Here is a 13,003-nt window from a genome sequence, read left to right as displayed (position 1 = left end):
GTTCAGCACCGGAGTCACTCATGTTCGACAGTCCCAAGCTCACCGCCCGCCAGCAGCAGATCCTCGATCTGATCCAGACCGCCATCTCCCGCACCGGCGCGCCCCCCACCCGGGCGGAAATCGCCGCCGAGTTCGGCTTCAAATCCGCCAACGCGGCCGAAGAACACCTGCAGGCCCTGGCCCGCAAGGGCGTCATCGAACTGGTCAGCGGCACGTCGCGCGGCATCCGGCTGCGCAGCGACACGGTGCGCTCCATCAATGCCGCCCGCGGCACCCAGTTCAACCTGCCCATCCCGGGTCTGTCGCAGCTGTCGCTTCCCCTGGTGGGGCGGGTGGCGGCAGGGTCGCCCATTCTCGCGCAGGAACATGTCGACCAGACCTACAGCGTGGAGGGCAGCCTGTTCCAGCACAAGCCGGATTACCTGCTCAAGGTGCGCGGCATGTCCATGCGCGATGCGGGCATCATGGACGGCGACCTGCTCGCCGTGCAATCCACCCGCGAGGCGCGCAACGGCCAGATCATCGTGGCCCGGCTGGGCGATGACGTCACCGTCAAGCGCCTGCGCCGCACGGCCACGGCCATCGAGCTGCTGCCCGAAAACCCCGACCACCCCGTCATCACCGTGCATCCGGGCGAGCCCTTCGAAATCGAAGGGCTTGCCGTGGGCCTGATCCGCAACACCATGCTGATGTAGTCCACCGCACACCGCCGCAGGTGGCGGGCGTCTGGCGGCCAGGGGCAAGAAGCCCTGGTCAGCCAACCCTGCGGCAGTGTGTTTTTCCTCGGCAATCCTGCCTGTGTTCAACCCCCTCGCACTTCGCTGGAGTTTTCACATGGGATTTGCCCTGCTCGCTTTTTCTTCCTTTTCGCAACCGCTGAATGCTTTGGCGCGGTGGCTGCGCGCGCCCGCCTGCCGCCCTCCGCGCCAGGACCGCAGGGCCGTCGCAGGCCAGCCAGGCGGCGGCGCCAGCGGCAGAGGCACGGTGCATGCCGTGGCCCCGGGCCTCCATGCCGACGCCATCAGCCCGTCCGCCACACGGCCGGCTGCCATCGAACCACTGCCATGCACCGCCTTGGAAAGTGCGGCGGCAGAGGGCCTGCCGTGTCCTCCAGCGCTCGCCCCCCTGCCACGGCGCTTCGTGGTGGTTCGGCCGCGGCAGGCACCGCCCGACCAGCCCTTTTCAGCATGTCCCCCCACACTGGCGGTAACCCCGTCTGCAAGGTCATGGTCCAGCACCAGCGCCAATGACAGTGGGGCATTTGCGGGTTGCAGCCGCCCCCGGCCTGCTGCGCGCCCGCTGCGGGTGCTGGATCGCCGCGGCCCCGGTGCGGCGGCGCGCGTGCTGATCTCCGGCCGCATGGCCGATGTGTGCGCCGAACTGGATCGCCTCGTGCGGGCCGAGGCGGCCTTGCAGGCGCCCCATTGAGGCCGCACATCCCGGCCGCACCGAAAGCCCGGCCGCTGAAGCACCCGGAGGTGCTTGGTGGGTGCTCAGGAGAAGCCGCTCCGCGATGAATGGGGACAAGCAGCGTTAGGCGAGTCATCCACCATGGGTCCCGTGCCCCGCCGCCCACCGTACCGGTGTCGATGCGAAGCGCCGCGCGGCACAGCCTGGCTGCCCGCCTCAGCTGTTGAGTTGCGCCCAGAGCTTGTCCAGCCGCTTCACGCTCACCGGCTGCGGGGTTCGCAACTCCTGGGCGAAAAAGCTCACCCGCAACTCTTCCAGCAGCCAGCGCAGTTCCTGCATGCGCGCATCCACCGCGCCCTTGCGTTCGGCCACCAGGCGCCAGTAGCGCTGCTCCTGCGGGCGCAGTTCGGCCAGCTTGGTGGCGTCGCGCGCCGGATCGGCGCGGTATTTGTCCAGCCGCAGCGTGATTGCCTTGAGGTAGCGGGCAAAGTGCGCCAGTTGCGCCCACGGTGCCGCGGCCAGGAACGCCTTGGGCATGAGGCGCTGCAACTGCTGCTGCGCGTCCTGCACGGCTTCGGGTGCGTTCTTGGTGTCCTTGATCTTGCGGGCCGCGGCAGCGTACTCCAGCAAGATCGTGCCGGCGAGCCGAGCGACCTCGTTGGCGATCAGGGTCAGCCGGCCGCGTCCCTCGTCAACCCGGCGCTTGAAAGCGGCCTCATCGGTGGGCAACGGGTCGAGCAGGAAGGCCCGGTCCAGCGCCACGTCGATGATCTGGCTGCGCAGTTCTTCCTGCGTGCCCAACGGCATGTAGGCCACGGCCATCTTCTGCAGGTCGGGAATGTTCTTTTCCAGGTACTTGAGCGCGTCCTTGATCTGCAGCGCGAACAGGCGGCGCAGGCCCGCACGGTGCCGGGCGGCGGCCAGCTCGGGCTCGTCGAACACCTCGATGGTGACGGCATCGCCGCCGTCGATGAGCGCGGGAAAGCCGATCAGCGTCTGGCCGCCCTTGCGGATCTCCATCAGCTCGGGCAGCTCGCCAAAGGTCCATGCGGTGTGGCGCTGACCGGCGGACGCCTGCCGAGCCGAAGCGGCGGCCGGTGCCGTCACCGCCGCAGGGCTGCGGCGCCCCGTCACAGCGGGAGATGCTTCACTTTTGATAGCATCATGCCCTAGTACTTCTTGCGCTGGAGCCTGTTTTTCTTCAGAACCCTTGGCATCGCCACCCAGCTTGAGCCCTGCCAGGGCCTGGAAGGCGCCGCGCGCCTTCGCACCCCATTCGGCCTTGAGGGCACCCAGGTTGCGCCCATGACCGAGCTGGCGCCCGTGTTCGTCCACCACGCGGAAGTTCATGAACAGGTGCGGGCTCAGCATGTCGAGCTTGAAATCGGCCCGCTTGACGTCGAGCGAGGTCTCATCGCGCACTTGCTTGAGCAGCACCTCGACCAGGCTGCCGTGGCCGAAGCGTTCGGGCGTGCCGAGCAGCCCGGCCAGCCGGGTTGCGCTGTCGGGCAGCGGCACGAACCGGCTGCGGGGGCGCTGCGGCAGGCTCTTGAGCAGGGCCTGGATCTTGGGCTGCAGCATGCCGGGCACCAGCCATTCGCAGCGCTCGTCGCTCACCTGGTTGAGCACGAACAGCGGCACGGTGACCGTGATGCCGTCGCGCGCATCGCCCGGCTCGTGCAGGTAGCTCGCTGCGCAATCCACGCCGCCCAGCCGCACCGTGCGCGGGAAGGCATTGCCGGTGATGCCCGCGGCCTCGTGGCGCATGAGTTCTTCGCGCGTCAGCTTGAGCAGGTCGGGGTTCGACGCGCTCGCCTCGCGGTACCAGGCCTCGAAGCTGTGCCCGCTGCACACGTCGTCCGGCAACTGCTGGTCGTAGAAGGCGTAGATCAGTTCGTCGTCCACCAGCACGTCCTGGCGGCGCGACTTGTGTTCGAGCTCTTCGACCTTGGCGATGAGCTTGTGGTTGGCGGCCAGAAAGGGCAGCCGGGTTTCCCACTGCCCGCCGATCAGCGCCTCGCGGATGAAGATGTCCCGCGCCGCGTACGGGTCCACCTTGCCGAAGTTCACCCGCCGGTTGTTGTAGATGACGATGCCGTACAGCGTGGCGCGCTCCAGCGCATTGACCTCGGCCGCCTTCTTTTCCCAGTGCGGATCGAGCAGCTGCTTCTTGAGCAGGTGCCCGCCCAGTTGCTCGATCCACTGCGGCTCGATGGCCGCGATGCCCCGGCCGAAGAGGCGCGTGGTCTCCACCAGTTCGGCCGCGACGATCCAGCGCCCGGGCTTCTTGGACAGGTGCGCGCCCGGGTGCTTGTAGAACTTGATGCCGCGTGCGCCCAGGTACCAGTCGTCCTCGTCGCTCTTGACGCCGACGTTGCCCAGCAACCCGGCCAGCATGGACAGGTGGATCTGCTCGTAGCTGGCAGGGCGGTCGTTGATGCGCCAGCGGTGTTCGGTCACCACGGTCAGCAATTGCGTGTGGATGTCGCGCCATTCGCGCAGCCGGCGCACGCTGATGAAGTTCTGTCGCAGCAGCGATTCGTACTGGCGGTTGCTGAGCTTGTGGGTGGGCGCAGCCGCTGCGGCCTCGGTGGCCGCCGGCGGCATCACGGCCACCGCGGCCATGCGCTGTGCCACGGGCAGCACGGCCTGCGAGGGCGCCTTGCGTGCGGCCTGCTTCTGCATGCGCGCCGACGGCAGGGTGGGCGCGCCGCCGCGCGCTTCGTTGATCCATTTCCACAGCTTGAGGTAGCCGCTGAACTCGCTCTTTTCGTCGTCGAACTTGGCGTGGGCCTGGTCGGCCTGCTGCTGCGCATCCATGGGGCGGTCGCGCACGTCCTGCACGCTCAGGGCGCTGGCGATGATGAGCACCTCGTCCAGCGCCTGGCGCTCCCTCGCCTCCAGGATCATGCGGCCCACGCGCGGGTCGAGCGGCAGGCGCGACAGCTCCTGGCCCATCGGCGTGAGTTCGTTGGATTCGTCCACCGCGCCCAGTTCGCCCAGCAACTGGTAGCCGTCGGCGATCGCGCGGCCCGAAGGCGCCTCGATGAAGGGGAACTGCGCCACGTCGCCCAGGTGCAGCGACTTCATGCGCAGGATGACGCCGGCCAGCGAGGACCGCAAAATTTCTGGGTCGGTGAACCGGGGCCGGCCGTTGAAGTCGGCCTCGTCGTAGAGCCGGATGCAGATGCCGTTGGCCACGCGGCCGCAACGGCCCGCGCGCTGGTTGGCGGCGGCCTGGCTGACGGGCTCGACCATCAGCTGTTCCACCTTGCTGCGGAAACTGTAGCGCTTCACTCGCGCGGTGCCGGCGTCGATCACATACCGGACACCGGGCACGGTGAGCGATGTCTCGGCCACGTTGGTAGCCAGCACGATGCGCCGGCCCGTGTGCCCGTCGAAGATGCGGTCCTGCTCGGCCTGCGACAGCCGCGCGAACAGGGGCAGCACCTCGGCATTGCGCATCACCGGCTGGTGCGCCAGGTGCTTGCGCAGATGGTCGGCCGCCTCGCGGATCTCGCGCTCGCCGGGCAGGAAGACGAGGATGTCGCCGCCCGCGTTGCCGGCCCACAGCTCGTCCACGCCGTCGGCGATGGCTTCGTTCAGGCCGTAGTCGCGCGACTCTTCGAACGGACGCCAGCGTTGCTCGACCGGAAAGGTCCGGCCCGACACATAGATGATCGGCGCGGGAATCAGCTCCGCGCCCTGCGGCCCGGCTGCCTGCGCCGCATCGCCCTGCGGCCCCTCGCCGGACCTGGAGCGGCCGGTCAGGCGCCGCGGCAGCGCGAAGTGCTTGGCAAATCGGTCGGCATCGATGGTGGCCGAGGTGACGATCACCTTCAGGTCGGGCCGGCGCGGCAGGATCTGCCGCAGGTAGCCCAGCAGGAAGTCGATGTTCAGGCTGCGCTCGTGCGCCTCGTCGATGATGAGCGTGTCGTAGGCCTTGAGCAGCGGGTCGGTCTGGGTCTCCGCCAGCAGGATGCCGTCCGTCATGAGCTTGACCGAGGCGTCGCGCGACAGCCGGTCCTGGAACCGCACCTTGTAGCCCACCACGTCGCCCAGCGGGGTCTGCAGCTCTTCGGCGATGCGCTTGGCCACGCTGCTGGCAGCGATGCGCCGCGGCTGCGTGTGGCCGATGAGCTGGCCTTTCTGTCCCGGCGCGGCGTTGCATTTGCCGCGCCCCAATGCCAGCGCGATCTTGGGCAGTTGCGTGGTCTTGCCCGAGCCGGTCTCCCCGCACACGATGATGACCTGGTGCTCCCGCATCGCCGCCATGATTTCGTCGCGCCGCGCCGAGACGGGCAGCGACGGCGGGAAGGTGATGCGCAACGGCGCGTTGGGCGCCCTGGCGGTGGAGGAAGAAGGGGAAGAAGAGGAAGGCGCGGATTCGGTCATGAAGGGCTGCATTATCCGAGCCCGCCGTTGGCCCTGCACAACAAGGGCCGCCAGGGGCCACGGCAGGCCTTGCCACGCCCGCGAAGCCGCTTCGATAATCGCGCCTTCGCTTCACCAGCGCCGCAACGAGCACCCTTGCTGCGCACCTTTCAGGAGCTGTCATTCCATGCCTCATTTGTTCAACACCCCCCACTGAACACGGTTCCTCGCCCCGGCTGAACCGTGTCGCTCACACACCGTTCAGCCAAGGCTGCTGCGCTCACCCGCCCCATTCGAATGGGGATGCGCCGCACGAAAGCCCTGGCTTGCTCAGCCGGGGCTTTTTGCTTTTCAGGAATCGCACATGAGTGCTCAGAAACGTTCCCGCGCCTTCCAGCAAGGCCGGGTCAAGGCCTTGCGCCGCATGAAGCAGCCGATGGTGCTGCACCTCGAAGCCAGCGCACCGCCGCGCAACCCGGTGGCCCGCGCGCTGGCGGCGCGCGGCACCAGCGCCGCGGCAGGCAAGCACATCCGCAGCCAGGGCGCGCAGCGCCGCGCCGACCGCATGGCGCTGCAGCGTGCCGTGCGCCGCGGCGCGGAAGGCTGATCCGCCGGTGCTCACCGGGCACCAGGCCGGCAGGGCACCGTGGACCGAACCCTTTCGTGGAAAAATGACACGACCGGGTCCGGCCCACACCCCCTCTTCTCCTCGCTGCCCCGCGCAGCCGCACACATGCCCGCCACAGCCTCCGCCACTCCCGCCCTTGCCGAACACGCCACCCAGGCCAGGGCGGCCGGGCCCGCCGACCGGCGCCGGCACGTCGTGGTGATCGGGGCCGGCATCGTGGGCACGGTGTGCGCGATCGAGATGCTGCGCTCCGGCCGCCAGGTCACGCTGCTCAACCCCCATGCCCCCGCCGGCGAAGAAGCCACCAGCTACGGCAATGCGGGCTGGCTGTCTTCCCATTCCATTCTTCCGCCCGCAGGGCCCGGCATGTGGAAGCAGGTGCCTGGCTACCTGCTGGACCCGCAGGGCCCGCTCACCGTGCGCTGGGGCTACCTGCCCCGCGCCCTACCGTGGCTGTGGCGCTTCTTGCGCTCGGGCCGCACGCCCGCGCACGTGGCCCGCACCGCGCATGCCCTGCGCCAATTGCTGCGCGATGCGCCGGCGCTGCATGCCCGGCTGGCCAGCGAAGCCGGCGTCCCGCATCTGGTGGCCCAGCGCGGCCTGCTGCACGCCTACCGCTCGCGGGCGGACTTCGAGGCAGATGCGCTGGGCTGGCGGCTTCGCGGCGAGGAAGGCATCGCGTTCGAGACGGTGGAAGGCGCCAGCCTGCGCGCTCAGGAGCCGGACCTGGCCCCGGCTTACGGCTTCGGCATGCGCGTGGCCGAAGCCGGCCACTGCGCCAATCCCGGTGCCTACCTCGCGGCCCTGGTGGCCCATGCGCAATCCCTCGGCGGGCGCTGGGTCACGGGCCAGGCCACCGGGCTGCACATCGAGGCGGGCCGCCTGCACGCCGTGCGGACCGACCAGGGCGACCTGCCCTGCCAGGGCGCGGTCATCGCGGCGGGCGCTTATTCGCGGCCGCTGGCCCGAGCCGCCGGCGATCGCGTGTGGCTGGACACCGAACGCGGGTACCACGCGATGCTGGACCTGCAGGCCCGCGCCGGGGAGCCGGCGCCCGCCGGCCCCCGCACCTCCACGATGGTGATGGACCGCAAGCTCATCGCGCACCAGATGGAGCACGGCCTGCGGGTGGCGGGCCAGGTGGAGATCGCCGGCCTGCACGCCGCACCCGACTGGCGCCGCGCCCGCATCCTGCTGGGACACTTATTCGATCTGTACCCTTCGCTGCCCCGCGCCGCACTGGAGGACGGCGCCCGCTTCTGGATGGGCCGGCGTCCGAGCACCAGCGACGGACTGCCCTGCATCGGCCCCGCCAGCGCCTGTGCTGACGTCATCCATGCCTATGGCCACGGCCATGTAGGCCTGGGCGCTTCGGCCCGCACGGGACGGGTGGTGTCCCAATGCATGGACGGACAGCCTCCGGAGATCGACCTGGCGCCGTTCCGTCCGCAGCGATGGCGACGATAATTCGGCCGCAGCGGAAAACGCCCCGCCCTCCCACGCACCCTGCGCCGCCCCGCAGGGTGCAGTCCCCGCTCTCTTCACCCTTTCGCCATGTCCGCCGTCTTCAACTTCACCTTCGTCCCCTGGTTCCGCTCGGTTGCGCCGTACATCCACAAGTTCCGCCACCAGACTTTCGTGATCGGGCTCACGGGGGAGGCCATCGCGGCCGGCAAGCTTCAGGCCATCGCGCAGGACCTGGCCATGATCCAGGCGATGGGCGTGAAGATCGTGCTCGTGCATGGCTTTCGCCCGCAGGTGAACGAGCAGCTCGCGGCCAAGGGGCATGCAGAAAAGTATTCGCACGGCATCCGCGTCACCGATTCGGTCGCGCTCGACTGCGCGCAGGAGGCCGCGGGCCAGTTGCGCTACGAGATCGAGGCCGCCTTCAGCCAGGGCCTGCCCAACACGCCGATGGCGGGCTCCACGGTGCGCGTGATCTCCGGCAACTTTCTGACGGCGCGGCCCGTGGGCATCGTGGACGGGGTGGATTTCCAGCATTCGGGCCTGGTGCGCAAGGTGGATGTGGCGGGCATCCGGCGCTCGCTCGACATGGACGCGCTGGTGCTGCTGTCGCCCTTCGGCTTCTCGCCCACCGGCGAGGCCTTCAACCTGACGATGGAGGAGGTCGCGACCTCGGTGGCGATCGCGCTCAAGGCCGACAAGCTGGTCTTCGTGTGCGAAGTGCCCGGCATCCGCATGAACCCCGACGAGCCCGAGAGCGACGACAACCCCATCGACACGGAGCTGCCGCTGGCCCAGGCCCGGCAGATGCTGGCCCGCGTGCCGCCCAGCCAGCGGCCGACCGACACCGCGTTCTATCTCCAGCACTGCGTGAAGGCCTGCCAGAACGGCGTGGAGCGCAGCCACATCATTCCTTTCGCGGTGGACGGTGCGCTGCTGCTGGAGATCTACGTGCACGACGGCATCGGAACCATGGTGGTCGATGAGAAGCTGGAAGAACTGCGCGAGGCCACGCCGGACGACGTGGGCGGCATCCTGCAGCTGATCGAACCGTTCGAGAAGGACGGCACGCTCGTCAAGCGCGACCGCACCGAGATCGAACGCGACATCGCCAACTACACCATCATCGAACACGACGGCGTGATTTTCGGCTGCGCAGCGCTCTACCCCTATCCGGAGGGCAGCACGGCAGAGATGGCGGCCGTGACCGTGTCGCCGCACAGCCAGGGCACGGGCGATGGCGAAAAGCTGCTCAAACGCATCGAGCAGCGGGCGCGGGGCATGGGCCTGACCAGCCTTTTCGTGCTCACCACTCGCACCATGCACTGGTTCATCAAGCGCGGCTTTCAGCCCGTGGACCCCGAGTGGCTGCCCGAAGCCCGCAAGCTCAAGTACAACTGGGACCGCCGCAGCCAGGTGCTCGTCAAGAAGCTGTAGGCGGCGGCCCGGCCCGCGGCCACACGGCTCAGGCGGCGACCGCCCGGGCCACCTGGCGCGCCACCTCGGCGATGGTGGCATCGCGCTTTTCCGGCGTGGCGGTGGTCTGGGTGATGTAGCAGGTGACCACGATGGGCGCACCGCCGCCGGGCGGCCACAGCACGCCGATGTCGTTGGACGAACCCTGGTTGCCCGTGCCCGTCTTGTCGCCCACCCGCCAGCCCGGCACGCCGGCACGCAGCCGCTTGTCACCCGTCTTCGTGGCCACGATCCATTCGACCAGCTGGGCACGCGAGGCCGGGCTCAGCGCATCGCCCAAGGCCACCTTGCGCAGCGACTGCAGCATGGCCTGCGGCGTGGTGGTGTCGCGCGGATCGCCCGCGATGGCCTCGTTCAGCGTGGGCTCGGTGCGGTCCAGCCGCGTCACCGTGTCGCCCAGGCTCCGCGCGAAGGCGGTGAAGCCCTGCGGGCCGCCGTGGCGCGCCAGCAGCAGGTTGGCCGCGGTGTTGTCGCTCAGCGTGACGGTGCCTTCGCACAGCTCGCGGACCGTGATGCCGACGTCGCCCACCCGCTTTTCCGTCACCGGCGAATAGGCCACGAGCGCCGACGCGTCGAAATGCACCCGGCGGTCCAACGCCTCCTGGCCCCGGTCGACCCGCTCCAGCATCCACGCGGCCAGCAGCAGCTTGAAGGTGCTGGCCATGGGAAAGCGCTCGTCCTGGCGCCAGCCCAGCGACAGCCCGGAGCCCGTGTCGAGCATGGCGACCCCGAGCCGCGCCTTGGGGTGGCCGTCCAGTGCCGATTCAAGCTGCTGCATGGCGGCCTGCCAGGCCACCTCCCGCGCGTTGCGCTGGCGCGCAGGCGCGGCGGCATGGGCCGGGCCGGCCCACAAGGCGGCCGTCGAAGCGGCGGCCACGGCGGCGAAGAGATCAAAGGAAAACTGGCGTCTTTGCATGGAATGAACCTGTCGTTGGAAGCAAGAAGACCCGAACGATAGAGACATGTCGGCCAGAGCGCCATCGACAATAATCGTGAAGAGCCCCAAGAAAAACTGCTTGCTACTTGCCTGCCTGATTCCGACGCCATGCACCTGCCCCTCAATGCCCTGCGCGCCTTCGAGGTCTCGGCGCGCCACCTCAACCTCACCCGTGCAGCCCAGGAGCTGTGCGTGACCCAGACCGCGGTGAGCCAGCACATCCGCAACCTCGAAGAGCGCCTGGGCAAACCGCTGTTCCGGCGCCTGCCGCGCGGACTGGCATTGACGGACGAAGGCCTGGCCCTGCTGCCGGTGCTGGCCGACGCGTTCGGCCGCATTGCCGGCGCCCTGGAGCAGTTCAGCGACACCCGCCCGCGCGAAGTGCTCACCGTCGGCGCCGTGGGCACCTTCGCCGTGGGGTGGCTGCTGCCGCGGCTGCGCGAGTTCCAGCAGGCGTGCCCCTTCGTGGACCTGCGCCTGCTCACGCACAACAACCGGGTGGACATCGCGGGCGAGGGACTGGACTGCGCCATCCGGTTCGGGGACGGTGCCTGGCATGGCACCGACGCCGACCGCCTGCTGGAAGCGCCGCTGTCCGCCATGTGCGCGCCCTCCATCGCCCCGCGGCTGCGGGCGCCGGCCGACCTGGCGCACGAATCGCTGCTGCGTTCGTACCGCGCGGACGAGTGGGCCGCCTGGTTCAGCGCTGCCGGTGTTCCCTGCCCGCTGGTGCGTGGCACGGTGTTCGACTCCTCCCTGGCCTTGGCCGAGGCCGCCGCGCAGGGCGCGGGCGTGGCGCTGCTGCCGGTGCGGCTTTTTCAAAGGGAGCTGCAACAAGGGCGGCTCGTGCAGCCCTTCGGCACGCACATCGCTCTGGGTGCCTACTGGCTCACGCGCTTGAAATCCCGCCCGCCCAGTGCTGCGCTGCAGGCCTTCCGCGGCTGGCTGCTGGCCGGCTGCGGCAGCCTGCCGGGAGAACCGGCCTGATCGCCCCTCACACGCTCCGCCCGTTCCAGACGCACCGCTATCATCGCCACCCCATGCCCGAGATCCTCACCGCCGCCCTCTACCATTTCGTCGATCTGCCCGACTGCGCCGCACTGCAGCCACCGCTGCAATCCCTGTGCGAGACCCATGGCGTGCGGGGCCTGCTGCTGCTGGCGCCCGAGGGAATCAACGGCACGATCGCGGGGGAACCCGCAGGTGTGCGGGCCGTGCTGGCCTGGCTTCGCGCCGATGCGCGGCTGGCCGGCCTGCGCCACAAGGAGGCGCTGGGCGACCGCATGCCGTTCTACCGCATGCGGGTGCGGCTCAAGCGCGAGATCGTCACCCTGGGCGTGACCGGACTGGACCCGGCGCGCAATGCCGGCACGCACGTGCCGCCGGCGCAATGGAACGCACTGATCGACGACCCCGAGGTGGTGGTGATCGACGTGCGCAACGACTATGAAGTGGGCATCGGCAGCTTCGCCCGGGCCATCAACCCGCGCACGCGCAGCTTCACGGAGTTTCCGGCCTGGGTGGAGCAGCAGCGCGCGCCGGGCGGCGTGCTGGCACACCGGCCCAAGGTGGCCATGTTCTGCACGGGCGGCATCCGGTGCGAGAAGTCCACCGCCCTGCTCAAATCGCAGGGCTTCGACGAGGTGTTCCACCTGGAGGGCGGCATCCTGCAGTACCTGGAAGACGTGCCCGCCGAAGACAGCCGCTGGCACGGCGATTGTTTCGTGTTCGACGAACGCGTGTCGGTCGGCCATGGCCTGTCCACGGGCCGGCACCAACTGTGCCGGTCCTGCCGCATGCCGCTGGGCGAGGCCGAACTCGCATCGTCCCAGTACCGCCCCGGCGTGAGCTGCCCCTATTGCCATGGCACGCGCACGCCCGAGCAGGAGCGCGCCCTGGCCGAGCGCGAGCAACAGATGGAGCTGGCGCGGCAGCGCGGGCAGGACCACATCGGCGCGCGCCTGGGCTCCCCAGGTGTGGCGCAGTCCGATGGTCAACCCTCGGACGCGCCCAGCGGTCTGCCCGTGCTGTATTCCTTCCGCCGCTGCCCCTACGCCATGCGCGCCCGCATGGCGATCGCGGCCAGCGGACAGGCCTGTGAATTGCGCGAGGTGGTGTTGCGCGACAAGCCGCAAGCGTTGCGGGACGCATCGCCCAAAGCCACGGTGCCCGTGCTGGTGCTGCCCGATGGCCAGGTGCTGGAACAAAGCCTGGAGATCATGCGCTGGGCGCTCGCTCGCCACGATCCACAGGGCTGGATGGCCGAAGATGCCGCAACGGCCCGGGACGCCGATGCGCTCATCGCTGCCTGCGACGGCACCTTCAAACGGGCCCTGGACCGCTGCAAGTACCCGAACCGCTATCCGCAGCAGACCGGCACGGAGGACGGCGCGAATGACGCGCCGACGCCCCAGGCCATCGCCACCGCGTTCCTGGCCCAGTGGGACGCGCGGCTGGCGCAACACGCCTTCCTGTGCGGCCTGCAGCCCACGCTGGCCGACGTGGCCATCATGCCGTTCGTGCGCCAGTTCGCGGGCATCGACGCCATGGCTTGGCAGGCGGGCCCCTGGCCCCATGTGCGAAAGTGGCTGGCAGCATGGGAAGCCAGCACCGCGTTCACGCAGGTGATGGACAAGATCGCGCCCTGGGTGCCCGGAACCCGGGGCCCGGTGTTTCCCGCCCAGGAGCCCGTGGCAGCGCCGGCACCGACCTGA

At 69.5% G+C, this 13,003-nt stretch carries 9 protein-coding genes; 7 read left to right on the top strand and 2 right to left on the bottom strand.

Annotated elements, in window-relative coordinates; translation table 11 throughout:
* Positions 1-20: 20 nt before the first annotated feature.
* Positions 21-695 (top strand): transcriptional repressor LexA, encoded by a 675-nt coding sequence (gene lexA, locus M5C96_RS10885; protein ID WP_272569071.1) that lies wholly within the window; start codon positions 21-23, stop codon positions 693-695.
* Between the two features lie 610 nt (positions 696-1,305).
* Positions 1,306-1,428, top strand: coding sequence for a hypothetical protein (locus M5C96_RS10880; RefSeq protein WP_272569070.1), 123 nt, complete (start codon positions 1,306-1,308; stop codon positions 1,426-1,428).
* A gap of 198 nt (positions 1,429-1,626) precedes the next feature.
* Here M5C96_RS10880 and hrpA read toward each other — a convergent pair whose 3' ends face one another.
* Positions 1,627-5,805 (bottom strand): ATP-dependent RNA helicase HrpA, encoded by a 4,179-nt coding sequence (gene hrpA, locus M5C96_RS10875; RefSeq protein WP_272569069.1) that lies wholly within the window; start codon positions 5,803-5,805, stop codon positions 1,627-1,629.
* 343 nt (positions 5,806-6,148) lie between these two features.
* Here hrpA and M5C96_RS10870 point away from each other — a divergent pair, with 343 nt between their 5' ends.
* The 3 genes from M5C96_RS10870 to argA all read left to right on the top strand — a co-directional run bounded on the left by M5C96_RS10870 (position 6,149) and on the right by argA (position 9,313).
* Complete coding sequence (locus M5C96_RS10870; protein WP_272569067.1) at positions 6,149-6,391, top strand: hypothetical protein; 243 nt, start codon at positions 6,149-6,151, stop codon at positions 6,389-6,391.
* Positions 6,392-6,517: 126 nt separating this feature from the next.
* Positions 6,518-7,879 carry an NAD(P)/FAD-dependent oxidoreductase gene (locus tag M5C96_RS10865; protein WP_272569066.1) on the top strand — a complete coding sequence of 454 codons (1,362 nt, stop codon included), beginning with the start codon at positions 6,518-6,520 and terminating at the stop codon, positions 7,877-7,879.
* A gap of 87 nt (positions 7,880-7,966) precedes the next feature.
* Positions 7,967-9,313, top strand: a complete 1,347-nt coding sequence (gene argA, locus M5C96_RS10860; protein WP_272569065.1) for an amino-acid N-acetyltransferase — start codon at positions 7,967-7,969, stop codon at positions 9,311-9,313.
* A gap of 28 nt (positions 9,314-9,341) precedes the next feature.
* Here argA and bla read toward each other — a convergent pair whose 3' ends face one another.
* Entirely contained in the window at positions 9,342-10,268 is a 927-nt protein-coding gene (bla, locus tag M5C96_RS10855; protein WP_272569064.1) for a class A beta-lactamase, read from the bottom strand.
* Between the two features lie 129 nt (positions 10,269-10,397).
* On the opposite strand from bla, the gene M5C96_RS10850 reads away from it, so the two are divergent.
* Both M5C96_RS10850 and trhO read left to right on the top strand, forming a co-directional pair.
* Positions 10,398-11,276 (top strand): LysR family transcriptional regulator, encoded by an 879-nt coding sequence (locus M5C96_RS10850; protein ID WP_272569063.1) that lies wholly within the window; start codon positions 10,398-10,400, stop codon positions 11,274-11,276.
* Positions 11,277-11,329: 53 nt separating this feature from the next.
* Positions 11,330-13,003 (top strand): oxygen-dependent tRNA uridine(34) hydroxylase TrhO, encoded by a 1,674-nt coding sequence (gene trhO / locus M5C96_RS26835; RefSeq protein ID WP_336297894.1) that lies wholly within the window; start codon positions 11,330-11,332, stop codon positions 13,001-13,003.

It is taken from the genome of Acidovorax sp. GBBC 1281, from assembly GCF_028473645.1.
Classification (GTDB): Bacteria; Pseudomonadota; Gammaproteobacteria; order Burkholderiales; family Burkholderiaceae_C; genus Paracidovorax.
Note: the sequence above shows the minus strand (reverse complement) of the source record. Positions and strands in the feature narration are given on the sequence as shown.

What these genes read in the sequence shown, in the direction of transcription:
- lexA (WP_272569071.1), top strand. Translation starts at nt 21, where the DNA reads ATGTTCGACAGTCCCAAGCTCACCGCCCGCCAGCAGCAGATCCTCGAT.
- hrpA (WP_272569069.1), bottom strand. Translation starts at nt 5,805, where the DNA reads ATGACCGAATCCGCGCCTTCCTCTTCTTCCCCTTCTTCCTCCACCGCC.
- M5C96_RS10870 (WP_272569067.1), top strand. Translation starts at nt 6,149, where the DNA reads ATGAGTGCTCAGAAACGTTCCCGCGCCTTCCAGCAAGGCCGGGTCAAG.
- M5C96_RS10865 (WP_272569066.1), top strand. Translation starts at nt 6,518, where the DNA reads ATGCCCGCCACAGCCTCCGCCACTCCCGCCCTTGCCGAACACGCCACC.
- argA (WP_272569065.1), top strand. Translation starts at nt 7,967, where the DNA reads ATGTCCGCCGTCTTCAACTTCACCTTCGTCCCCTGGTTCCGCTCGGTT.
- bla (WP_272569064.1), bottom strand. Translation starts at nt 10,268, where the DNA reads ATGCAAAGACGCCAGTTTTCCTTTGATCTCTTCGCCGCCGTGGCCGCC.
- M5C96_RS10850 (WP_272569063.1), top strand. Translation starts at nt 10,398, where the DNA reads ATGCACCTGCCCCTCAATGCCCTGCGCGCCTTCGAGGTCTCGGCGCGC.
- trhO (WP_336297894.1), top strand. Translation starts at nt 11,330, where the DNA reads ATGCCCGAGATCCTCACCGCCGCCCTCTACCATTTCGTCGATCTGCCC.